This window comes from Paraburkholderia fungorum (assembly GCF_900099835.1).
In the GTDB taxonomy this organism is placed as follows: Bacteria; Pseudomonadota; Gammaproteobacteria; order Burkholderiales; family Burkholderiaceae; genus Paraburkholderia; species Paraburkholderia fungorum_A.
In genome coordinates this window covers 3,465,543-3,489,473 of record NZ_FNKP01000001.1, presented here as the reverse complement: position 1 = coordinate 3,489,473, position 23,931 = coordinate 3,465,543, and the positions used below count along the sequence as shown (strand labels likewise).

The window sequence follows — 23,931 nt, the reverse complement described above, 5'->3', positions numbered from 1 at the left end:
CGGATCAGCGAGCAATGCCGATCCGATGTCTCATGTTAGTTGGGGTGCACGGCCCGGTCCATTCGGCCAAATGGCATAGGACGAAGCCGTGCTTTGTCTTATGACGTTCAGCCAGCTACCGCTGGGGCCGCTTTCGGTTCAACATGAATGCGGCTTTGCACTACGCGGAAACGGTTTGCGACGAAGGCCGCATCGGCCAGCGCGGCATTGGCAGCCGGGTTGGCGCCCGTGCCGTGGAAATCGGAGAATGCAGCGGACTGGTTGACGAATACCCCGCCAGTCAGATTGACGGAGAGCGCTACGCCGCCGCGAATCGACGCTTCGTGTGCTTCTTCGAGCACAGCTTCATCGGTGCTGTAGACCGACAACGTCAGCGCACCGTGCTCGGCGGCGATTGCGCCCGCAAGGTTGAGTGACTGCGCAGTCGAATCTGTCGCGATGACGAAAGAGATCGGGCCGAACCATTCGCGGGTGAACTGTGCGTGGTCGTTAGCGGCATCGAGTTGCAGAACGAGCGGCGTGCGCACACGAGCATTGGCAAAGGCAGGGTGCTCAAGCGTCTGGCTTTCGACGAGAACGCGACCGAGCTTCGCGGCTTCGTCAATGCGCTGCGTGACGCCTTCGTTCTGAATCGCGCCCAGCAGTTCCACCGCGCGGGCCGGGTCGGCCACGAGTTTTTGCACGGCGCCGGCAATGGCCTGAGCGACTTCGTCGAAACCGAGCGTGCCGTCAGTCGTGCGGATGCCGTCGCGCGGCACGTAAATATTTTGCGGAGCGGTACACATCTGGCCCGAGTACAACGCGAGCGAGAAGGCAATGTTGCGGGCAGCAGCTTTGATGTCGTCGACCGAATCGATCACGATCTGGTTGACGCCGGCTTTCTCGGTATAGACCTGCGCCTGGTGCGCGTGGCGCTCGAGCCAGGTGCCGTTCTGTGTGCTGCCCGTGAAGTCGATGAGTTTGATTTCTGGCCGCAAAGCCAGGTCCTGAACGAGTGCGCCGTCGTTCGGTTCGGTGGCGAGCAGCGTGACGACGTTCGGATCGAAGCCGGCTTCGCGCAATACGTCGCGTGCAATTCGCACCGTCAACGCGAGCGGAAGAATCGCGCCCGGGTGCGGTTTAACGATGACTGTGTTGCCGGTGGCCAGGTCGGCGAAGAGGCCGGGGTAGCCATTCCATGTCGGGAACGTGCAGCAGCCGAGTACAAGACCGGTTCCTCGCGGCACCACCGTGTAGCGCTTGCGCATGGCGAGTGGCGGGTTTTTGCCTTGGGGCTTTTCCCAGTGAGCGTCGGAGGGGATTCGTCGCAACTGGTCCCATGCATAGACGACGGCTTCAAGCGCCCGGTCCTGAGCATGCGGGCCGCCGGCTTGAAAGGCCATCATGAATGCCTGGCCGGTCGTATGCATGACGCTGTAGCCAATTTCAAAGCTGGCTCGATTTACTCGCGTGAGAATTTCGAGACTCACGCCGATCCACGCCTGCGGGCCGGCGGCGCGCCAGTCGCGCTGGGCGGCAGCGGCGGCTGCGATTAGCGCGTCGGGGTCGGCTTTCGGGTAGCGAATGCCGAGCGGGAAGCCGAACGGAGAGACTTCGGCGCCGATCGTTTCCCCGGTCGATGGTTGATCCAGATCGAATGTCGTGTTGAGAAGCGCTTTGAATGCGGCTTCACCGTCCGCGTTAGCTGTTTCCCCGTACACTTTTGGACTGGGCATCTCAGCGAACGGGCTCCAGTAACCTCGCGTTTCGACCGCGGTGAGTGCCTTTTGCAGCGTGTCTTCGTGCTTGGTGAATAGCTGATGTGTCATGGCAGAGGGGCTTGGCTGTACGTTGGGGAAAAGCCTGTCTAATAATTGACCGACCGGTTGGTTGGTGAATGGTAGCATCATTAATCGAGCCACGCGAAGCGTTTTCGCGTGTGATTAACCATTAGGAAGGAGGCGGCATGGCGTACGAGAACATTCTGGTTGAGACGCGAGGGCGGGTTGGATTGGTCACATTGAATCGTCCGAAAGCGCTGAACGCGCTGAACGACGCGCTGATGGACGAGTTGGGCGCCGCGCTGCGCGAGTTCGACGCGGACGACGCGATCGGTGCGATCGTCGTGACCGGCAGCGAAAAGGCGTTTGCCGCCGGGGCCGACATCGGCATGATGGCGACGTACTCCTATATGGATGTCTACAAGGGCGACTACATCACCCGCAACTGGGAGACAGTGCGTTCCATCCGCAAGCCGATCATTGCCGCGGTGGCCGGCTTCGCTCTGGGCGGCGGTTGTGAGCTGGCAATGATGTGCGACATCATCTTCGCTGCAGACACCGCGAAGTTCGGGCAGCCGGAAATCAAGCTCGGCGTAATGCCTGGTGCTGGCGGTACGCAGCGATTGCCGCGTGCCGTGTCAAAGGCCAAGGCAATGGATCTTTGCCTGACCGCCCGTTTCATGGATGCAGCCGAAGCCGAGCGGGCCGGGTTGGTATCGCGAGTTATTCCGGCGGCCTCTCTGATTGACGAGTCGATCGCGGCAGCCGCGACCATCGCCGAATTCCCCTTGCCCGCGGTGATGATGGTGAAGGAGTCGGTCAATCGCGCATATGAAACGACGCTGGCCGAGGGCGTGCATTTCGAGCGCCGCCTGTTCCATTCGCTCTTCGCGACCGAAGATCAGAAAGAGGGCATGGCCGCCTTCGTCGAGAAGCGCAAACCGGTTTTTAAGAACCGTTAATACGCTTGTCAAAATAACGCTTGCAAGTGCCTGCGCGGCTCGCTAGAATCTCGCTCTTTCGTGCTTCGGATACCGGAGCACGGGGGAGCGGGAAAGCCAGCAGTGGCAAGGCTTCCAGCGAAGTAGGCAGGTTTGGTAAGTGATAAAAACCTGTTGACGACGCTGCGAAAGTTCTTCATAATCTCGTTTCTCTGCTGCAGACGCAGCGACGCAGAACGAAGCGGTGCCGGGTGGTTGGAGTGGGCGCAGTTTTGTGAGCGGATCGATCTTTAAAAATTAACAGCCGATAAGTGTGGGCGCTTGATGCGCGGTGCGAGTGGATCTTTCGGGGTCTGCTGCAAAGCAAAAGTATCAAGTCTCACACAGTAATGAAAGGAAGGTTTTTCTGTCCTCGGACAGATAATCATTCGTCAGTACGTTGAGTGAGCGACCGGTTCTTAACGGAACCGAAAAACAGTAACAGGTTTGAACTGAAGAGTTTGATCCTGGCTCAGATTGAACGCTGGCGGCATGCCTTACACATGCAAGTCGAACGGCAGCACGGGGGCAACCCTGGTGGCGAGTGGCGAACGGGTGAGTAATACATCGGAACGTGTCCTGTAGTGGGGGATAGCCCGGCGAAAGCCGGATTAATACCGCATACGCTCTACGGAGGAAAGGGGGGGATCTTAGGACCTCTCGTTACAGGGGCGGCCGATGGCAGATTAGCTAGTTGGTGGGGTAAAGGCCTACCAAGGCGACGATCTGTAGCTGGTCTGAGAGGACGACCAGCCACACTGGGACTGAGACACGGCCCAGACTCCTACGGGAGGCAGCAGTGGGGAATTTTGGACAATGGGCGCAAGCCTGATCCAGCAATGCCGCGTGTGTGAAGAAGGCCTTCGGGTTGTAAAGCACTTTTGTCCGGAAAGAAAACTTCCTGGTTAATACCCGGGGAGGATGACGGTACCGGAAGAATAAGCACCGGCTAACTACGTGCCAGCAGCCGCGGTAATACGTAGGGTGCAAGCGTTAATCGGAATTACTGGGCGTAAAGCGTGCGCAGGCGGTTCGCTAAGACAGATGTGAAATCCCCGGGCTTAACCTGGGAACTGCATTTGTGACTGGCGGGCTAGAGTATGGCAGAGGGGGGTAGAATTCCACGTGTAGCAGTGAAATGCGTAGAGATGTGGAGGAATACCGATGGCGAAGGCAGCCCCCTGGGCCAATACTGACGCTCATGCACGAAAGCGTGGGGAGCAAACAGGATTAGATACCCTGGTAGTCCACGCCCTAAACGATGTCAACTAGTTGTCGGGTCTTCATTGACTTGGTAACGTAGCTAACGCGTGAAGTTGACCGCCTGGGGAGTACGGTCGCAAGATTAAAACTCAAAGGAATTGACGGGGACCCGCACAAGCGGTGGATGATGTGGATTAATTCGATGCAACGCGAAAAACCTTACCTACCCTTGACATGTATGGAATCCTGCTGAGAGGTGGGAGTGCCCGAAAGGGAGCCATAACACAGGTGCTGCATGGCTGTCGTCAGCTCGTGTCGTGAGATGTTGGGTTAAGTCCCGCAACGAGCGCAACCCTTGTCCCTAGTTGCTACGCAAGAGCACTCTAGGGAGACTGCCGGTGACAAACCGGAGGAAGGTGGGGATGACGTCAAGTCCTCATGGCCCTTATGGGTAGGGCTTCACACGTCATACAATGGTCGGAACAGAGGGTCGCCAACCCGCGAGGGGGAGCCAATCCCAGAAAACCGATCGTAGTCCGGATCGCACTCTGCAACTCGAGTGCGTGAAGCTGGAATCGCTAGTAATCGCGGATCAGCATGCCGCGGTGAATACGTTCCCGGGTCTTGTACACACCGCCCGTCACACCATGGGAGTGGGTTTCACCAGAAGTAGGTAGCCTAACCGCAAGGAGGGCGCTTACCACGGTGGGATTCATGACTGGGGTGAAGTCGTAACAAGGTAGCCGTATCGGAAGGTGCGGCTGGATCACCTCCTTTCTCGAGCTAACGCATCAAGTGTTGAGCGCTCACGCTTATCGGCTGTAAATCAAGACAGACTCAGGGGTCTGTAGCTCAGTCGGTTAGAGCACCGTCTTGATAAGGCGGGGGTCGATGGTTCGAATCCATCCAGACCCACCACTGTTTCTGCGGTGGCTGCACTAATCGATAAAAACCTCTGTGATATCTGTATGACTGGGGGATTAGCTCAGCTGGGAGAGCACCTGCTTTGCAAGCAGGGGGTCGTCGGTTCGATCCCGTCATCCTCCACCAATCTTCAATGCCTAGTGTTCTGTGAGTGCACAGAATGTTATGCATTGGCGATTGAGCCAGTCAGTAGGGATACGCGGTTATAGCAATCGCGATATCGGCTGTCGTTCTTTAACAATCAGGAAGAAGTAGTAAAGAGATTCACGAAAGCATATCTAGAGATGGGTGTGTGAGTAGGTGGATCAGGGTTGTGATTGTATCAATGTATGAAAAGGTGATCGAAAGATTGCCTTGGAATACGGCGCAACACGAATACTCAACCTGTAGCGAGTGAGTGGACGGATTCCTTCGGGAATCGGGAGACACACCCGTTATAGGGTCAAGCGAACAAGTGCATGTGGTGGATGCCTTGGCGATCACAGGCGATGAAGGACGCGGTAGCCTGCGAAAAGCGGGGGGGAGCTGGCAAACGAGCTTTGATCCCCCGATATCCGAATGGGGAAACCCACTCCTTATGGAGTATCCATGACTGAATACATAGGTCATGAGAAGCGAACGCGGTGAACTGAAACATCTAAGTAACCGCAGGAAAAGAAATCAACCGAGATTCCCAGAGTAGTGGCGAGCGAAATGGGACCAGCCTGTACTCTTTATCTGTAGTGTTAGTCGAAAGCTCTGGAAAGTGCTGCCATAGCAGGTGATAGCCCTGTAGACGAAAACATTATGGAAGAACTAGGTGTACGACAAGTAGGGCGGGACACGTGAAATCCTGTCTGAAGATGGGGGGACCATCCTCCAAGGCTAAATACTCGTGATCGACCGATAGTGAACCAGTACCGTGAGGGAAAGGCGAAAAGAACCCCGGGAGGGGAGTGAAATAGATCCTGAAACCGCATGCATACAAACAGTAGGAGCCTCGCAAGGGGTGACTGCGTACCTTTTGTATAATGGGTCAGCGACTTACATTCAGTGGCAAGCTTAACCGATTAGGGCAGGCGTAGCGAAAGCGAGTCCGAACAGGGCGATTCAGTCGCTGGGTGTAGACCCGAAACCAGGTGATCTATCCATGGCCAGGATGAAGGTGCGGTAACACGTACTGGAGGTCCGAACCCACTAACGTTGAAAAGTTAGGGGATGAGCTGTGGATAGGGGTGAAAGGCTAAACAAACCTGGAAATAGCTGGTTCTCTCCGAAAACTATTTAGGTAGTGCCTCGTGTATCACCTTCGGGGGTAGAGCACTGTCATGGTTGTGGGGTCCATTGCGGATTACTACGCCATAGCAAACTCCGAATACCGAAGAGTGCAATCACGGGAGACAGACATCGGGTGCTAACGTCCGGTGTCAAGAGGGAAACAACCCAGACCGCCAGCTAAGGTCCCCAAATATTGCTAAGTGGGAAACGAAGTGGGAAGGCTAAAACAGTCAGGAGGTTGGCTTAGAAGCAGCCATCCTTTAAAGAAAGCGTAATAGCTCACTGATCGAGTCGTCCTGCGCGGAAGATGTAACGGGGCTAAGCAATATACCGAAGCTGCGGATGCACATTTATGTGCATGGTAGGAGAGCGTTCCGTAAGCCTGCGAAGGTGCATTGAAAAGTGTGCTGGAGGTATCGGAAGTGCGAATGCTGACATGAGTAGCGATAAAGGGGGTGAAAAGCCCCCTCGCCGTAAGCCCAAGGTTTCCTACGCAACGTTCATCGGCGTAGGGTGAGTCGGCCCCTAAGGCGAGGCAGAAATGCGTAGCTGATGGGAAGCAGGTTAATATTCCTGCACCATTGTTAAATGCGATGGGGGGACGGATCGCGGAAGGTTGTCCGGGTGTTGGAAGTCCCGGTCCTTGCATTGGAGAAGGCGCTTAGGCAAATCCGGGCGCGGAATTCAAGGGTGTGAGGCCATTCACTTAGGTGAAGAAGCAATCGGAAGTGGTTCCAAGAAAAGCCTCTAAGCTTCAGTTTAACAAGACCGTACCGCAAACCGACACAGGTGGGCGAGATGAGTATTCTAAGGCGCTTGAGAGAACTCGGGAGAAGGAACTCGGCAAATTGGTACCGTAACTTCGGGATAAGGTACGCCCCTGTAGCTTGATGCCCCTGCGGGCAAAGGGTGAAGGGGTTGCAATAAACTGGTGGCTGCGACTGTTTAATAAAAACACAGCACTCTGCAAACACGAAAGTGGACGTATAGGGTGTGACGCCTGCCCGGTGCCGGAAGATTAAATGATGGGGTGCAAGCTCTTGATTGAAGTCCCGGTAAACGGCGGCCGTAACTATAACGGTCCTAAGGTAGCGAAATTCCTTGTCGGGTAAGTTCCGACCTGCACGAATGGCGTAACGATGGCCACACTGTCTCCTCCCGAGACTCAGCGAAGTTGAAGTGTTTGTGATGATGCAATCTCCCCGCGGCTAGACGGAAAGACCCCATGAACCTTTACTGTAGCTTTGCATTGGACTTTGAACCGATCTGTGTAGGATAGGTGGGAGGCTATGAAGCGTGGACGCCAGTCTGCGTGGAGCCAACCTTGAAATACCACCCTGGTTTGTTTGAGGTTCTAACCTTGACCCGTTATCCGGGTCGGGGACAGTGCATGGTAGGCAGTTTGACTGGGGCGGTCTCCTCCCAAAGTGTAACGGAGGAGTACGAAGGTACGCTAGGTACGGTCGGAAATCGTGCTGATAGTGCAATGGCATAAGCGTGCTTAACTGCGAGACCGACAAGTCGAGCAGGTGCGAAAGCAGGTCATAGTGATCCGGTGGTTCTGTATGGAAGGGCCATCGCTCAACGGATAAAAGGTACTCTGGGGATAACAGGCTGATACCGCCCAAGAGTTCATATCGACGGCGGTGTTTGGCACCTCGATGTCGGCTCATCTCATCCTGGGGCTGTAGCCGGTCCCAAGGGTATGGCTGTTCGCCATTTAAAGAGGTACGTGAGCTGGGTTTAAAACGTCGTGAGACAGTTTGGTCCCTATCTGCCGTGGGCGCTGGATATTTGAAGGGGGCTGCTCCTAGTACGAGAGGACCGGAGTGGACGAACCTCTGGTGTACCGGTTGTCACGCCAGTGGCATCGCCGGGTAGCTATGTTCGGAAGAGATAACCGCTGAAAGCATCTAAGCGGGAAACTCGCCTTAAGATGAGATATCCCCGGGGCTTTAAGCCCCTTGAAGGGTCGTTCAAGACCAGGACGTTGATAGGTCAGGTGTGGAAGCGCAGTAATGCGTTAAGCTAACTGATACTAATTGCCCGTAAGGCTTGATCCTATAACAGGTGTGTCTTGCTCCCGCAAAGGGACACGAGACGCACGGTTGAGTGATCAGTGTTGTGCCAGAAACAGCACAACCCCAAAAGCTTCTCTGGTGAGCATCACCAGAAACTACTTCTTCCAGATTGGTTGTATTGCTCCACGAGCAGTGCGACAACAAGTCATGCCTGATGACCATAGCGAGTCGGTACCACCCCTTCCCATCCCGAACAGGACCGTGAAACGACTCCACGCCGATGATAGTGCGGATTGCCCGTGTGAAAGTAGGTAATCGTCAGGCTCCCCAGCAGCATCAGAAACCCCACCCCGCAAAGGTGGGGTTTCTGCGTTTACACGCACCGATTCACCATCCTGAAAGCGTCGGGGGGGGGGGCGCATCCCGCAGGCTGCAGAGGAATCCCGGCCATGGCAGGGGACTGCCATAGTAGCCATGTCCTGACACGTGCGGCCGGCCCATCGAAAGCAGTCCTCTGCCTTGTTCCGTCCCAGAAGCCGCTGCGGCTTATTACCGAGCATCGTCTTCCGGAATAGCGTGATAAACGCGCCTGAACTTTGATAAACGTTGTTCAGCGGTTATGTCCGAAACTGGCATCGAGCGCTAATGTGGCTGTCGCTTCGCCAACACGAAGCCCTAGCCAAACGCCGAAGCTCCACTCTGTCTCCCGCGTAGATACTCACCAGAGCATTCGGGTGTTGATACCCATCCGCTCACCTCAACACTTGATCGTGTCCGCATCCTGAGATACGAAAGTGGTGGGGCCCAGGTAGGGCGTAGTCGTCGGTCTTGCGTCAGTGCAATGCACCGGGGGGCAAACGCTGCAAGCAAAAAAAACGCTAGCAATAAGCGCGGCTAAATTCCTGACGGCTCTCGGCATCTTGCATCGAGCACTTTATCCAGGCGCACATGCCAACGCGCTAGTCGACGTAGTTATCTGGCAAGTCTGTTAGCGCTGTGGTCTGGCACGGAACCTCAAAAAACCTAGACGCAGTTGCCAATCCCTCAGCGCTAACAATCAGCGCTTCTCTCCTGATTCGCTAGATGACTGCGCACCGCCAGCCACCCGGTCGTGTCCCCGTCCCTAGCCTTAACACCTTACAACGAGGGCTTATCTCCCCTCGCCAAGAAAGCGCTGCGCCAACCGTACCCAATACGTCGAACCAATCGGCAGCAACTCGTCGTTGAAGTCGTAGCTTGCGTTATGCAGCATGCACGGACCCGCGCCATGTCCCAAATCCCTATGGCCACCGTCGCCATTGCCTAAAAACGCATAGCAGCCAGGCTTTGCCAGCAGCATGAACGAAAAATCTTCGGCGCCCATTGTCGGTTCCACCGCGTCGTCGACATTTTCGGCGCCCACGATCTCCTTCATTACCGTCGCCGCAAAGCGAGCCTCTTTGCTACTGTTAATCGTTGGCGGATAGTTTCTGTGGAAACGGACATTGACCGAGCAGTCGTAAGCGTCGGCGGTGCTCTCCGCGATCTTGCGCATGCGTGTTTCGATAAGATCGAGCGTTTCGGTGGTAAATGTCCGCACCGTGCCCGCAATCCATGCGTCGTTCGGGACGACGTTCAACGCGTCGCCCGCGTGAATCTGAGTGATCGACAACACTGCGGTATCGAGCGGCTTTTTATTCCGCGTGATGATGCCCTGTAACCCGTTGGCAATCTGCACCGCGGTGAAAACCGGATCGCGGCCGTTGTGAGGTAGTGCTGCGTGTGATCCTATGCCGCTGATTTCAATGCGAAATTCATTGCTCGACGCCATAATCGGACCTTCGGTCACACCAAAGTGTCCAGCGGGCATACCGGGCCAATTGTGGATACCGAACACCGCATCAACCGGAAATTTCACAAACAGGCCATCGTCGATCATGGCCTGAGCGCCGGCGCCTCCTTCCTCGGCCGGCTGGAAAATGAACACGATCGTGCCGTCGAATTCGCCATGTTTAACCAGATGCCGAGCCGCTCCGAGGAGCATGGCCGTATGGCCATCGTGGCCGCACGCGTGCATCTTGCCGTCATTTTTCGACCGATGTTCGAAACTGTTCAGCTCCTGGATTGGCAGCGCATCCATGTCGGCGCGAAGGCCGATAGAGCGCGAACTATTGCCACGTTTCAGCACGCCGACAACGCCCGTTTTGCCCAATCCGCGGTGAGTTTCAATACCCCACGACTCAAGGGTTTTAGCAACAAGATCGGACGTCGCCGTTTCTTCGTAGCGCAACTCCGGGTGAGCGTGGATCGTTCGTCGAAGGGTCTGAATTTCGCCGTGAGCGGCTTGAATTTCGGGAATCAGTTTCATGATGGAGTGATTGATGCGCTGGTGCTTTGACTTGCGAGGGATCGCTCGGGGTCACATTGACCCGGGCACGTGATAATCGATTCTACGCCGAAGGCCTTTTTGGCGGCACCGTCCAGGCCGAACCCCAATGGACGTAAAATCCCGCATTGCTCCACCGCTTCTCGCTCCCGCTGATCCATACCCATGAATGCTCCGACTGAATTCGCGCGTGCTGTGTGCCCGCACGATTGCCCTGATACCTGCGCGATGCGTGTGACCGTCGAGAATGGACGCGCGATCAAGGTCGCCGGCGATCCCGATCATCCGCCGACGCAAGGTGCGTTGTGTACCAAAGTTACGCGCTATCCCGAGCGTGTGTACCATCCGAACCGGCTGACTACGCCGATGAAGCGGGTCGGCAAAAAGGGTGAGGGCCGCTTCGAGCCGATCAGTTGGGATGAGGCATTGGAACTGGCGGCAACGCGTCTATCGGAGATCGCGAGCCGCGCGCCGGAAGCGATCCTGCCGTACAGCTACGCCGGCACGATGGGTCTCGTGCAAGGTGACAGCATCGCGCAACGGTTTTTTCACAAGCTCGGCGCGTCGCAACTGGATCGCACGATCTGCGCTGCGGCGGGTGCTGCGGGCCTGAAGTACACCTACGGCGCGAGCGTCGGCATGCTCACCGAGTTTTTTGCCGAGAGCGAAGTGATTTTGATCTGGGGATCGAATCCGATCGCGTCGAATCTTCATTTCTGGACGCGCGCGCAGGAAGCCAAACGTCGCGGCGCGCGTCTGATCGCAATCGACCCGTATCGCTCGTTGACCGCTGAAAAATGCCACCAGCATATTGCGCCGAAACCCGGCACGGACGGCGCTTTAGCGTTGGGCATGATCAATGTGCTGATCAATGAGGATCTGCTGGATCACGCGTACATTGCCGACCACACGTTGGGCTTCGACGAATTGAAGGAGCGTGCGCTGAGCTATTCGCCGTCGCGTGTTAGTGAAATTTGCGGTGTCGAAGAGCAGGAAATCATCGAACTTGCACGACTTTACGGCAGCACGAAAAAAGCCGCGATTCGCATGAACTACGGGCTGCAACGGGTTCGCGGCGGCGGCAATGCCGTGCGCGCAATCGCCTGTCTGCCGTCGCTGACCGGCGCATGGCGGGATCGGGCGGGCGGTGCGCTGCTGTCGTCGGGGGGCTGGGCGCCGGTCGACTCGCACGCGCTTCAGCGCCCGGATCTGATGCCCGGTTGGCCATCCAAGCTCAGCCGCGTCATCAATATGAATGCGATTGGCGATGCGTTGCTGCATCCGGGCGACGCGGCGTTCGGACCCAAGGTCGAAGCGATCGTCGTCTACAACTCGAATCCCGTCGCCGTCGCGCCGGATTCGGAACGGGTCGCGGCAGGCTTCGCGCGCGACGATCTCTTCACGATCGTCCTCGAACATTTCCAGACCGATACCGCAGACTACGCCGACCTGCTGCTCCCCGCGACGACGCAACTCGAACACCTCGACGTGCACAAATCATACGGACACACGCACGTGATGCTCAACCAGCCGGCCATCGCCCCCGCTGCCGACGTGCGTGCGAATACCGAGATTTTCCGCGGCCTTGCGCGTCAGATGGGACTCGACGAACCCGCGCTGTTCGAAACGGACGAAGCCGTCGCGCAGGCCGCATTCCGCTGGGAAGACAAAACGCTCGAAGGCGCTGACTGGGACACGCTAAAGAACACGGGTTGGATCCAGCTGAACCTGCCCGACGCACCGTTCGCGGAGGGCGGCTTCAGAACGCCGTCGGGGAAGTGTGAGTTCTACAGCGAGCGCCTCGCGCAGCAGGGCCTCGACCCGCTGCCGGACTATCTGCCGCCGTACGAATCCGCAGACGGCGCGCCCGAACTCGCGGCCCGCTATCCGCTCGCGATGATTTCGCCGCCCGCCCGCAATTTCCTGAACAGCACGTTCGTGAATATCGAGAGCCTGCGTTCGACGGAAGGCGAGCCGCACCTCGATATTCATCCGGCCGACGCGCATTCACGCGAGATCGTCGACGGAAACCAGGTGCGTATTTTCAATGATCGCGGTTCGATGCAGGCGCGCGCTCGGGTCACCGATAAAGCACGTGAAGGGCTCGTTGTCGGGCTGTCGATCTGGTGGAAGAAACTTGCGCCGGACGGCCGCAACGCCAATCAGGTGACGAGTCAGGCGCTGACCGACCTCGGCGGATCGGCGACTTTCTACGACTGCCTCGTCGAAGTCGAACGCGTTTGAAAAGACGGAAAAAATCCCTGCAGCGCTCGTCCGGGGCCGGTTCGAGGCTGCAGTCTAACCAAGCTGCTTTTCGCGAATAGCAATGAGGTGCCCATGCTACGATGCGTTTTTAGCACGACCATTCGAAAATAAATCAGGAGACGCTGCATGGACAAAATCTGGCTGAAATCTTATCCGCCCGGCGTTCCCGCAGAAATCGACACGAATCGCTATTCCTCGGTTGCCGAACTGCTCGAGGAAGCTTTCCGCGAACATCGCGCGAAACCGGCGTTCGTCTGCATGGGTAAGGAAATCAGCTACGGTGAACTCGACACGTTGTCGCAGAAGCTCGGAGCCTGGTTCCAGTCAAAGGGAATCGCCCGCGGCGCGCGCATCGCGATCATGATGCCGAACGTGCTGCAATATCCGGTGGCGATCGCCGCCATCCTGCGCGCGGGTTATGTGGTGGTGAACGTGAACCCGCTGTACACGCCGCGCGAGCTTGAACATCAACTCAAGGACAGTGGCGCGGAAGCGATCATCCTGCTCGAAAACTTCGCGGTGACGTTGCAGCAGATTGTGCGCAACACGTCGGTCAAGCATGTCGTCGTGGCGGCGATGGGCGACCTGATGGGCGTCAAGGGCGCGCTCGTGAACTTCGTCGTGCGCAAGGTGAAGAAAATGGTGCCGGCGTGGAGCCTGCCGGGTCACGTGCCGTTCAACACCGCGATTGCCGAGGGCGCGCGCCAGAGTTTCAAGCCGGTCCAGCAAGGTCCGGACGACGTCGCGTTTCTCCAGTACACGGGCGGCACAACCGGCGTGGCGAAGGGCGCGACGCTGTTGCATCGGAACCTGATCGCGAACGTGTTGCAGTCTGAAGTCTGGCTCAATCCGGTTCGCGCGAATCGTCCTGACATCGATCAGTTCATCACCGTGGTCGCGTTGCCGCTGTATCACGTGTTTGCGCTGACCGTGTGCGGGCTGCTGACCATGCGTACCGGCGGCCTCGGCGTGCTGATTCCGAATCCGCGTGACATTCCCGGCACGATCAAGGCGCTCGAGGGTTATGCGATCACCACCTTTCCGGCCGTGAACACGCTGTACAACGCGTTTCTAAATAGCCCGGACTTCCACAAGCTCAACTTCTCGAAGCTGCTCGCCGCGAACGGCGGCGGCATGGCCGTGCAGGAAGCGGTGGCCAAACGCTGGTTCGAACAGACGCATACGCCGATTATCGAAGGCTACGGTCTGTCGGAAACGTCGCCGTGCGTGACCTGCAATCCGGCCACGGTCACCGAGTACAGCGGGACGATCGGCTTGCCGCTGCCGTCCACCGAAATTTCGATCCGCGACGACGAAGGCAACGAAGTACCGCTCGGCCAGCCTGGCGAGATTTGCATTCGCGGACCGCAAGTGATGGCGGGCTACTGGAAGCGACCCGACGAAACCGCCAAGGTGATGACGCCGGACGGCTTCTTCAAATCCGGTGATGTCGGCCTGATGAATGAAAGCGGCTACGTGAAAATCGTCGACCGGAAGAAGGACATGATTCTGGTGTCCGGCTTCAACGTTTATCCGAATGAAATCGAGGACGTGGTCGCGAAGTTGCCGGGCGTGTTTGAAGTTGCCGCGGTGGGCGTGCCGGATCAGCACTCGGGCGAAGCGGTGAAGATCTTCGTTGTGAAGAAAGATCAGGCGCTGACCGACGCCGATATCCTCGCTTACTGTAAGACGCAATTGACCGGCTATAAACGACCGAAAATCGTCGAATTTCGCACGGAGCTGCCGAAGAGCAATGTCGGCAAGATTTTGCGCCGCGAACTGCGTGACGGACGCGTGTAAGCAGTAGCCACAAAGTGAAGAAGGCCCCGGCAAACGGAAGTTTGCCGGGGCCTTTTGCTTTATTGAATGCGCTGAGCCAACTGAAGAGGTGGAGCAGCGATAGGCAAAAAAAGGCGCCCGAAGGCGCCTTTGAGACAAACTGCTTTTTTACGACTTATTAGAACTTGTGACGGATACCAACGCGCGCCGTGAACTGATTGTTCGTCGACGAATTGGACAGACCGTTGATCGCTGCGTGTGCTTCGACAACCTGACCTGCTGCGTTCAGCGTGTCGCCAACAGCGTGCTGATACACGCCGGTGATGTACACGTCGGTACGCTTGGACAGGAAGTAGTCCACGCCCACTGCGCCCTGGTGGTACTGAGCGCGGGAGTTGCCTTCGATTTGCGTGCCGCGCGTGTAGTCATACGCTGCGCCGACCAGCAATGCCGGGGTCAACTGATACTTGAAGTTGATTTCGCCGTTGTTGAACGTAGCCGTCTGGCCTGCGAACGGCGATGCGTACGACGCACCCAGGTTGCCGAAGCGAACGTTCGAGTACGTTGCACCGATCGTTGCTGCGCCCAGCGTGTAAGCGCCACCTGCGCCAACGACCTGGTACGTGTTCGCCGACGCGAAGCCCGTGTAGATCGCCGACGTCACTGCGTAGCTGGCAGCGGCCGTGCCCGTCGCCGGCGTGTTCGTTGCGATCGAGCCGCCGTTGTTGAACAGGCCGCCCGAAGCTGCCGGCGTGCGTGCGTTCAAATAACCGACGCCCAATGCCAGGGGGCCGTTGTTGTAGCCAGCACCCAACGACCAGATCTGGTTGCTCGTGAAGTCACCAGCCTTGCCGCCGAAGCTATACGTGCCGCCGAACGTCAGGCCGCCGTAGTTGCTGCTCGTGTACTTGACCGTGTTGTTCGTGCGGTATGCGTTGTTGAAGTTGTCGAGGTCGCCCGGGTGAGCGGCAATGTAGCCGCCCCACTGATCACCTACCTCAAACGGACCGACGTAGTCGACGACGGAGTCGTACTGACGACCCAACGTGACCGTACCAGCCTGGCTCGACAGACCGACGTAAGCCTGACGGCCGAACATCAGACCACCTTGACCGAGCTTGCCGTTCGTGACGTCAAAGCCGTTTTCCAACACGAAGATTGCCTTCAGACCGCCGCCCAGATCTTCCGTACCGCGCAGGCCGAAACGCGAACCCTGCAGCACGCCGCTGGACATGTCGTACTTGTGATAGCCACCTGCGTTGGTATTCATGTTGATACCAACATCAATAATGCCGTACAGGGTCACGCTGCTCTGAGCATGTGCGACGCCCGCGAATGCGCCCAGTGCTGCGAGAGCGAGAAGCGACTTTTTCATCGAATGATCTCCAAGGATTACGAATCTTTTATACAAGGCGAATATTTTGTGTGGCTCTAGGGGCCTTGCTATTCCAACTTCGCGAGAAGTTGCACGTAATGTAACAAAAGGCATACATGGCACAAAGAAAAAGGAGATGGCCTGGAAGGCTCCTGTTTCGTTTACGCAACATGGTCTAAAATCTTGAATTAGCTGCCGATTTCATGCGAAATAGAGGCTCTCGCGAAGCCGGTTTTGCGTCGCAAAGCCTTGTCGCGCGGACCTGCCGGTTCGGCGAGGCAGTTGTTGAATCAGGGAGTGCTTAATGTTTCTGGACGAGTTGATTAGCGAGTTTGATCGGGGTTTACGCTCAATGACCGGCGTGTCGCGAATGAGTCGACCGTTGCCGGTTCCGCAAGAATCGGCGGCAACGGCGGAGGCGCCCGAATTGTCGCCAGCCGAGCGCGCGCATTCCGCAGGTTTGATGCGCGTGAACCATGTCGGCGAGGTTTGCGCACAGGCGCTTTATCAGGCTCAGAAACTCGCCACGAAATCTCCTTCGCTGCGCGCCGTTTTCAATCATGCCGCCATTGAAGAAGAAGATCACCTCGCGTGGACCGCGAAACGCCTCGAAGCACTCGACTCGCGTCCCAGTCTGCTGAACCCGCTCTGGTATTCCGGCGCGCTGGCCATTGGTCTCGCTGCAGGGCGTTTGGGCGACCGTGTCAGCCTCGGTTTCATGGCTGAAACAGAGCGTCAGGTGGAGCAGCATCTCGACAGTCATCTGGATGAGTTGCCGGCCGCCGACCACGAGTCGCGCGCCATCGTCCAGCAAATGCGGACGGACGAAGCGGAGCACGGCAAAGCCGCGATCGACGCGGGCGGTATCGAACTGCCGTTTCCGGCGCGCGCGTTGATGCGTGCTGTATCGAAAGTGATGACGAAAACCGCCTATTACATATAGCGTTTAACCCGCTCGTTCTTATCTATTCTCAAGTGGGACGGCGCCGCGTGCGTCGTCCTCTCAATGCCCCTCAAATACCCTCAAGCATTTCCTAAATCCGCTTAACGATCTCTTTCATTCCGCGCTGTTCCCCCGCACTTTTCACGTATCACCTTCACAAGTTGCACTAGCTCATTCATTTATAACGGTTTTCCGTTTTATGCATGATGTGAAGGAGTCGCGCTAAGTCCTTGTTCTAACAAACAAAATCCTCTCGAAAAGCGCCGGTCTCCCTTGACCCCTGTTTAGCGTTACTCTAAAGTGGGAGACAGTGTGAGAAAGTGTATTTTTGTGTGATCTCACAAGCAGTTTCGGGTAGATTTTCACGAATCGGGCAGCCGGCGCAAAACGTGCCGCGAGCAACCAGATGCATGGGGAGCGGAGCAGGCGCTAAAAGCGCCGAATCCGGTCGACAGGGGAGAGCGAAGTGTTCCAAGGGGCGTCGGCGCTGACGCTCGATGCGAAAGGGCGGATGTCGATCCCTTCTCGCTATCGGGATGCGCTGCAAACACAGGCAGAGGGCCGGGTGACGATCACCAAGCACCCGGACGGCTGCCTGTTGCTCTTTCCTCGCCCGGAGTGGGAAATCTTTCGCGACAAAGTCGACAAGCTGCCCATGAACGCGGCTTGGTGGAAACGCATTTTTCTCGGTAATGCAATGGATGTAGATATGGACGGCGCAGGCCGCGTGCTGGTGTCGCCGGAGTTGCGCATGGCTGGTGGGTTGGAAAAAGAAGTGAACCTGCTCGGAATGGGCCGTCACTTCGAGTTATGGGACGCACAAACTTACGCCGCGAAGGAACAGGCGGCGATCGCCGAGGGCATGCCCGAAGCGCTGAAGAATTTCACGTTCTGATCGCGGCATACATATATGGCACCTGCGATGGGAAACGAATTGCAGCATCGCACGGTGCTGCTGGATGAAGCGGTCGACGCGCTGGTTAATCGCGCGGACGGCGTTTATGTGGACGGTACGTTCGGGCGCGGTGGTCACAGCCGCCTGGTGCTGGAGAAGCTCGGTGAATCGGCGCGTCTGATCGCGTTCGACAAAGACCCGCTCGCCATCGCCACGGCTCAGCAGATCGCCGATCCGCGCTTCGAGATCGTGCACGAGAGTTTTGCTTCACTGCGCTCGGCAATCGACGAGCGTGGAGTTGGGCGGGTGTCGGGCGTGTTACTGGATCTGGGCATTTCGTCGCCGCAAATCGACGATCCGGAGCGGGGCTTCAGCTTCCGCGCCGACGGCCCGCTCGACATGCGGATGGACCCGACGCGCGGCGAGTCTGCCGCTGACTGGCTGGCGCGGGCCACGGTGCAGGAACTGACGGAGGTGATACGAGATTATGGGGAAGAACGGTTTGCTTTTCAGATTGCAAAGGCGCTTGTTGCTCGCCGGGCAGAGTCCGACCGTCTTGGGCCTCTCGTCAGCACGGGCGAGCTTGCCCAAATCGTGGCTAACGTCGTCAAAACCCGTGAGAAGGGCAAGGATCCGGCAACCCGCACCTTTCAGGCTATACGGATTCACATCAATCAAGAGCTTGCGGAGCTGCAAGTCGTTTTAGAAGCAGCGTTGTCGCTGTTGGAGCAAGGGGGGCGGCTGGTGGTCATCAGCTTTCATTCGCTCGAAGACCGGATCGTCAAACGATTCCTGCAGGCGCACGCCAGTACGCCTGCAATCGATCGTCGTCTGCCGATTCGCGCCGTCGACCTGCCGAGCCCTCCGCTCAAAATCATCGGCCGTGTGTTCGCGAGCGACGCTGAAGTCGCCGCGAATCCGCGCGCCCGTTCTGCCGTGATGCGTGTGGCGGAGCGAATCGCGCCATGAATCGCCTCAACATCTTCCTGCTGATTATCGTGATGGGTTGTGCTTTGTCGGTCGTTAACGCGACCAATCAGCAGCGGCAGATATTTATCCAGTTGCAGCGCGCTCAATCGCAGGAGCGCCAGCTGCAGCAGGACTATTCCCAGCTTCAATATCAGCAGAGCGCGCTGTCGAAAACCTCGCGTATCGAGCAACTCGCCACCGACTCGCTGAAGATGCAATCGGTCACCACCGGCCGCACCCAATACCTGACGCTCGACCCGGGCGCCGTGAAGGCTGAAGATGCGCCGATCCCCACGTCCGCTCCGGCGTCGGCACCGGCAGCGAAAGGTCGCGGAGGCGTGCGATGAAAAAATCGTCGGCTCGCAAGAGCGTGGCTTTTTCGGCCAATCCGATCCTGTCGGTGCGTCTGCCGATGTGGCGCTCCAAGCTCGTCGTGTTCCTGCTGTTCATGGCGTTCCTCGCGCTGGCTGGTCGCGCGTTCTGGATTCAGGGGCCGGGCAACGCGTTCTATCAGAAGCAGGGCGAAATCCGCTATCAGCGCCGGCTTGAATTGCCGGCCACGCGCGGCAAGATTCTCGACCGCAACGGTCTCGTGCTCGCCACGAGTCTGCCGGTGCGCGCCATCTGGGCGATTCCCGAATCGGTGCCGGACGACCTCGGCGCAGACAAGCTGAATTCGCTTGGGCAATTGCTCGGCATGAGCAACAAGGAACTGCGCACGAAGCTGTCCGAAGATAAAAACTTCGTCTACGTGAAGCGCCAGGTTCCGGTCGACGTCGCCGAGAAAGTGGCCGCGCTCGACATCCCCGGCATTTATGCGCGCGACGAGTACAAGCGCTTCTACCCGGAAGGCGAGATCACGGCTCACCTGATCGGCTTCACTAACGTCGAAGACGAGGGCCAGGAAGGCGTCGAACTGGGCGACCAGAAGCTGCTCGCCGGTATGTCGGGCAGCCGCCGCGTAATTAAAGACCGCATGGGCCACATCATCGAGGACGTGGACGAGCAGGTCGTGCCGCATAACGGCCAGGACGTCGATCTTTCTATCGACAGCAAGATCCAGTACATCGCCTACACGAACCTGAAAGCCGCCGTCGAGAAGTTCAAGGCGAAGGCCGGGGCGGCGATGGTGATCGACGTGCGTACCGGTGAAGTGCTGGCGCTCGTCAATTACCCGACCTACAACCCGAACGACCGCTCGCACCTGACCGGCGACCAGTTGCGCAACCGCATCCTGACCGACACGTTCGAGCCCGGCTCGATCATGAAGCCGTTCACGGTTTCGCTCGCGCTCGATCTGCACCGCGTCACGCCGACTACACTGGTAGATACGGGGGGCGGCCGCTTCGTGCTCGACGGTGCACCGATTACCGACGACAGCGGCTTCGGCGTGTTGACGGTGGGCGGCGTGATCCAGAAGTCGAGCAACATCGGCGCGACGAAGATCGCGATGCAGCTCAAGCCCGAAGAGATGTGGAACATGTACACCAGCATCGGTCTCGGTCAGGCGCCGAAGGTCGGGTTCCCCGGCGCGGCGGCGGGCCGCTTGCGTCCGTGGAGAAGCTGGCGCCGGATCGAGCAGGCCACCATGTCGTATGGCTATGGTCTGTCGGTGTCGCTGTTCCAGCTGGGCCGCGCGTACACCGCGATCGCGCACGACGGCGAGATCATGCCGGTGTCGATTTTCCGCACGCCTGGCGATCAACCGGCTACCGGTCCGCAAATTTTCGCGCCGACTACCGCGCGCGAAGTGCGCGCGATGCTCGAAACCGTGGTCGCGCCTGGCGGCACGTCGCCGGATGCGGCCGTGCCGGGTTATCGCGTCGGCGGCAAGAGCGGTACGGCTTATAAACACGGCGCTCACGGGTACGACCACTCCAAATACCGCGCTTCGTTCGTCGGCATGGCGCCGATGCCGAATCCGCGCATCGTCGTGGCCGTGTCGGTCGATGAACCGACGGCGGGTAGCCACTTCGGCGGTCAGGTGTCGGGTCCGGTGTTCTCCAGCATCGTCGGCGATACGCTGCGCTCGCTTAACGTGCCGCCCGACATGCCGGTCAAGCAGATGGTCGTGTCGGACGATTCGGCAAACGCTGCGCCAGGCGGCGCCGGCAATTCAGCCACGCCGTCCACGCCGACTGCCGCAAAGAAACTTTCCACCAGCGCCAGCGCGAAGAAGTTGACGATTTCCGCCGACGCCAGGAATCACCCCGGAGTGGTGCGATGAGCGCGCTGCGCAAGCAACATCCCGCGCACCGGCAGATCGCCGACGCCCTCACCTGGCTGCACGCTCGCGTGCAGCCAGGTGCGCATCTGCACGCCGACACCCGCTCGCTCGCAGCAGGCGATGTGTTTTTCGCCTACGCGGTCGATGGCGCAGATAACCGCGCGTTTATCGACGGCGCGCTTGAACGTGGCGCGGCGGCGGTGCTGGTTCAGCCCGAGGGCTTCAACGGTGCAATCGATCCGTCGAACACGCTCGCCGTGCCGGCGTTGAACGAACTCGCCGGCTCGATTGCGAGCGGCTGGTACGACGATCCGAGCGACAGCATGTTGACGGTCGGCGTCACCGGCACGAACGGCAAGACCTCGTGCAGCCAGTGGATTTCGGCAGCGCTGACCGCGCTGGGCAAGCGTTGCGCGATCATCGGCACGCTCGGCACCGGCTTGCCCGGTCAACTCGTGCACACCGGTTTCACGACGCCCGACGCGCCGCAACTGCAACGCAGTCTCGCCCAATTGCGCGACGCGGGTGCTCAGGCGGTGGCAATGGAAGTGTCGTCGCACGCGTTGCATCAGGGGCGCGTGAACGGCACCGCGTTCGACATCGCCGTGTTCACGAATCTCACGCAGGATCACCTCGACTACCACGGTACGTTCGACGCGTATGAAGCGGCCAAAGCGCGTCTGTTCGCGTGGCCGGAACTGCGCGCAGCCGTGATCAATCGCGACGATGCCGCTGGCCGCCGTTTGCTGGAAAGCACGCAAGGCCACGCGCGCACCATTGCTTACGGCCTCGACGCAACCTTGCAGGACGCGCCGCAAGCCGACGCGTTGCTGCTCGCGTCGAAGGTGCGGGCAACGGCCACGGGCACCGCGTTTCATTTGAGCACATCGGATTGGGGCGACGCCGACGTCGAAGTGCAAACGCTCGGCGCGTTCAACGTCAGCAATCTGCTGGGCGTGCTTGGCGCATTGCTCGCCGCCGACGTGCCGTTCCACGCCGCACTCGCCGAACTGGCGAAGCTCGAATCGGTGAACGGCCGCATGCAACGTCTCGGTGGCCGTCTGCAGAACGACGAGCCGCTGGTTGTAATCGATTACGCCCACACACCCGATGCGCTGGAAAAGACGCTCGAAGCACTGCGCCCGATGGCGGAAGCACGCGGCGGCGAACTCATCTGCATGTTCGGTTGCGGCGGCGATCGCGACGCGACCAAGCGTCCGTTGATGGGCGCGATTGTCGAAAAGCTTGCGGACGGCGTGGTCGTCACGAGCGACAACCCGCGCAGCGAAGATCCGCAATCGATCATCGAGCAGATTGCGGGCGGCATGAAAGACGCGTCGAAGGCGCGTCGTATCGAAGACCGCGCGAGCGCGATTCTGCAGGCCATTCGCGGCGCCGCGCGCGAGGACGTCATCGTGCTGGCCGGCAAGGGGCACGAAGCAACACAGGAAATCATGGGCAAGAAACGCGCTTTCTCCGATCAGGATCACGCCCGCCTCGCGCTCGCCGCGCGTGCGACGCACACACGCGGAGGTGGCGAATGAGCATGTTCACGCTGCGTGATGCCGCCGCACTGATTCCCGGCGCAACCGTGACCGGCGACGACAGCATTGCATTCGATCGCGTGTCGACCGACAGCCGCAGTGCAGGTCCCGGCGATCTGTTCGTCGCGATCAAGGGTGATCGTTTCGACGCGCACGACTTTTTGCCGGAAGTCGCGGCGCGCAATGTCGCCGCTGCAATCGTCACGCGTACGCCGGAAGGCTGGAACGTGCCCGCGATTCGCGTGAACGACACGCGCGTCGGATTGGGCGCGCTGGCTCGCGGCTGGCGTCGTCGGTTCAGCATGCCGCTGGTCGCCGTGACGGGCAGCAATGGCAAGACCACGGTCAAGGAAATGATCGCGTCGATCTTTGCCGCCGCGGTCGGTGCGGAAGCGCGTCTTGCAACCGCTGGCAATTTCAACAACGACATTGGCTTGCCGCTCACGCTGTTCCGTCTGCACGCTGCGCATGAATTGGCCGTGGTCGAACTCGGCATGAACCATCCCGGCGAAACCTCGTTGCTCGCGAAAATCGCCGAGCCGACGGTGGCCGTGGTGAACAACGCGCAGCGCGAGCATCAGGAATTCATGGCGACCGTCGAAGCGGTCGCGCTCGAACATGCGAGCGTGATTCATGCACTGACGCCGGAAGGCATCGCCGTATTTCCCGCCGACGACGCGTACGCGAGCATCTGGCGCGTGGCGGCAACAGGCAATCGCATCATCGACTTCGCATTGAATCACGACGACCGGGTCACGGAAGCCGCAGTCACCGGCACGTTCGACGGCAACCAGCTCGCCATCGACACGCCGGAAGGCCACATCGACGTCACGCTGCGAGTGCTCGGCGACCACAACGCGCACAACGCGCTGGCCGCGACATCGGCGGCATTGGCAGCCGGCGTGTCGCTCGACGCGATCAAACGCGGTCTCGAATCGTTCGGTGCAGTCAAAGGCCGCTTGCAGGTGAAGCAGGCCGTGCTCGGCACGCTCGCTGGCGCGACCGTGATCGACGACACCTACAACGCCAATCCCGACTCGATGCGCGCCGCAATCGACGTGCTCGCGTCGCGCACGTCACCGCGCGTGCTGGTGATGGGCGACATGGGCGAAGTCGGCGACAACGGTCCCGTATTCCACCGCGAAATTGGCGCCTACGCCAAGGAGCGCGGTATCGACGCGCTGTACGCGCTGGGCGACGCATCTCGCGACGCCTGCACCGCTTACGGCGCGGGCGCGCATCACGTGGCCGACGTTGGCACGCTGATCGCGCAATTGCAGCAGGCCGGTTTCGGTGCTGCTGCAACGCTTCTCGTGAAAGGCTCGCGCTTCATGCAAATGGAGCGCGTGGTGGACGCCGTAACGAGTCCACAACCCAACGCAGCGGGCTCGACGCCCGCCGCACATTGAAATAGAAGGACCGAA

Annotated in this window: 13 protein-coding genes, 2 tRNA genes and 3 rRNA genes; 15 read left to right on the top strand and 3 right to left on the bottom strand. The window is 58.9% G+C overall.

Annotated features, from left to right (window positions below; genetic code table 11):
- Positions 1–107: 107 nt before the first annotated feature.
- Positions 108–1,808 (bottom strand): phenylacetic acid degradation protein PaaN, encoded by a 1,701-nt coding sequence (gene paaN, locus BLS41_RS15465; RefSeq protein ID WP_074765934.1) that lies wholly within the window; start codon positions 1,806–1,808, stop codon positions 108–110.
- A gap of 137 nt (positions 1,809–1,945) precedes the next feature.
- Here paaN and BLS41_RS15460 point away from each other — a divergent pair, with 137 nt between their 5' ends.
- The 6 genes from BLS41_RS15460 to rrf all read left to right on the top strand — a co-directional run bounded on the left by BLS41_RS15460 (position 1,946) and on the right by rrf (position 8,469).
- Positions 1,946–2,722, top strand: a complete 777-nt coding sequence (locus BLS41_RS15460; RefSeq protein ID WP_074765932.1) for an enoyl-CoA hydratase — start codon at positions 1,946–1,948, stop codon at positions 2,720–2,722.
- Between the two features lie 467 nt (positions 2,723–3,189).
- Positions 3,190–4,720, top strand: a 16S ribosomal RNA gene (locus BLS41_RS15455).
- A 64-nt stretch (positions 4,721–4,784) separates the two neighbouring features.
- Positions 4,785–4,861: transfer RNA gene (locus BLS41_RS15450), tRNA-Ile, on the top strand.
- Positions 4,862–4,917: 56 nt separating this feature from the next.
- A tRNA-Ala gene (locus BLS41_RS15445) sits at positions 4,918–4,993 on the top strand.
- 314 nt (positions 4,994–5,307) lie between these two features.
- Positions 5,308–8,187, top strand: a 23S ribosomal RNA gene (locus BLS41_RS15440).
- A 168-nt stretch (positions 8,188–8,355) separates the two neighbouring features.
- A 5S ribosomal RNA gene (gene rrf, locus BLS41_RS15435) occupies positions 8,356–8,469 on the top strand.
- The 16S, 23S and 5S rRNA genes sit together here with 2 tRNA genes alongside, the layout of an rRNA operon.
- Positions 8,470–9,295: 826 nt before the next feature.
- Here the strand turns inward: rrf and BLS41_RS15430 are convergent.
- Complete coding sequence (locus BLS41_RS15430; protein WP_074765930.1) at positions 9,296–10,492, bottom strand: M20 aminoacylase family protein; 1,197 nt, start codon at positions 10,490–10,492, stop codon at positions 9,296–9,298.
- 183 nt (positions 10,493–10,675) lie between these two features.
- Between BLS41_RS15430 and BLS41_RS15425 the strand changes: the two genes are divergently transcribed.
- Positions 10,676–12,754: a molybdopterin-containing oxidoreductase family protein gene (locus BLS41_RS15425; RefSeq protein ID WP_074765928.1), complete on the top strand. Its 2,079-nt coding sequence runs from the start codon at positions 10,676–10,678 to the stop codon at positions 12,752–12,754.
- Between the two features lie 147 nt (positions 12,755–12,901).
- Positions 12,902–14,575, top strand: coding sequence for a long-chain fatty acid--CoA ligase (locus BLS41_RS15420; protein WP_074765926.1), 1,674 nt, complete (start codon positions 12,902–12,904; stop codon positions 14,573–14,575).
- A gap of 157 nt (positions 14,576–14,732) precedes the next feature.
- On the opposite strand, the gene BLS41_RS15415 is transcribed toward BLS41_RS15420, so the two are convergent.
- Entirely contained in the window at positions 14,733–15,929 is a 1,197-nt protein-coding gene (locus BLS41_RS15415) for a porin (RefSeq protein ID WP_074765924.1), read from the bottom strand.
- A gap of 304 nt (positions 15,930–16,233) precedes the next feature.
- Here BLS41_RS15415 and coq7 point away from each other — a divergent pair, with 304 nt between their 5' ends.
- The 7 genes from coq7 (at position 16,234) to BLS41_RS15380 (ending at position 23,916) form a co-directional block, all read left to right on the top strand.
- Complete coding sequence (coq7, locus tag BLS41_RS15410; protein ID WP_074765921.1) at positions 16,234–16,872, top strand: 2-polyprenyl-3-methyl-6-methoxy-1,4-benzoquinone monooxygenase; 639 nt, start codon at positions 16,234–16,236, stop codon at positions 16,870–16,872.
- A gap of 466 nt (positions 16,873–17,338) precedes the next feature.
- Positions 17,339–17,767, top strand: coding sequence for a division/cell wall cluster transcriptional repressor MraZ (mraZ, locus tag BLS41_RS15405; RefSeq protein WP_074765919.1), 429 nt, complete (start codon positions 17,339–17,341; stop codon positions 17,765–17,767).
- A gap of 27 nt (positions 17,768–17,794) precedes the next feature.
- Positions 17,795–18,736, top strand: a complete 942-nt coding sequence (gene rsmH, locus BLS41_RS15400) for a 16S rRNA (cytosine(1402)-N(4))-methyltransferase RsmH (RefSeq protein WP_074765917.1) — start codon at positions 17,795–17,797, stop codon at positions 18,734–18,736.
- On the top strand, positions 18,733–19,083 hold the full coding sequence (gene ftsL / locus BLS41_RS15395) for a cell division protein FtsL (protein ID WP_074765914.1): 351 nt from the start codon (positions 18,733–18,735) through the stop codon (positions 19,081–19,083). Before rsmH ends, ftsL begins: the two co-directional genes overlap by 4 nt.
- A complete protein-coding gene (locus tag BLS41_RS15390; RefSeq protein ID WP_074765912.1) occupies positions 19,080–20,963 on the top strand; it encodes a peptidoglycan D,D-transpeptidase FtsI family protein in 1,884 nt (627 codons plus the stop codon). The genes ftsL and BLS41_RS15390 overlap by 4 nt, the downstream gene beginning before the upstream one ends.
- Entirely contained in the window at positions 20,960–22,507 is a 1,548-nt protein-coding gene (locus tag BLS41_RS15385; protein ID WP_074765911.1) for a UDP-N-acetylmuramoyl-L-alanyl-D-glutamate--2,6-diaminopimelate ligase, read from the top strand. Before BLS41_RS15390 ends, BLS41_RS15385 begins: the two co-directional genes overlap by 4 nt.
- Positions 22,504–23,916, top strand: coding sequence for a UDP-N-acetylmuramoyl-tripeptide--D-alanyl-D-alanine ligase (locus tag BLS41_RS15380; RefSeq protein WP_074765909.1), 1,413 nt, complete (start codon positions 22,504–22,506; stop codon positions 23,914–23,916). Before BLS41_RS15385 ends, BLS41_RS15380 begins: the two co-directional genes overlap by 4 nt.
- Positions 23,917–23,931: the final 15 nt, after the last annotated feature.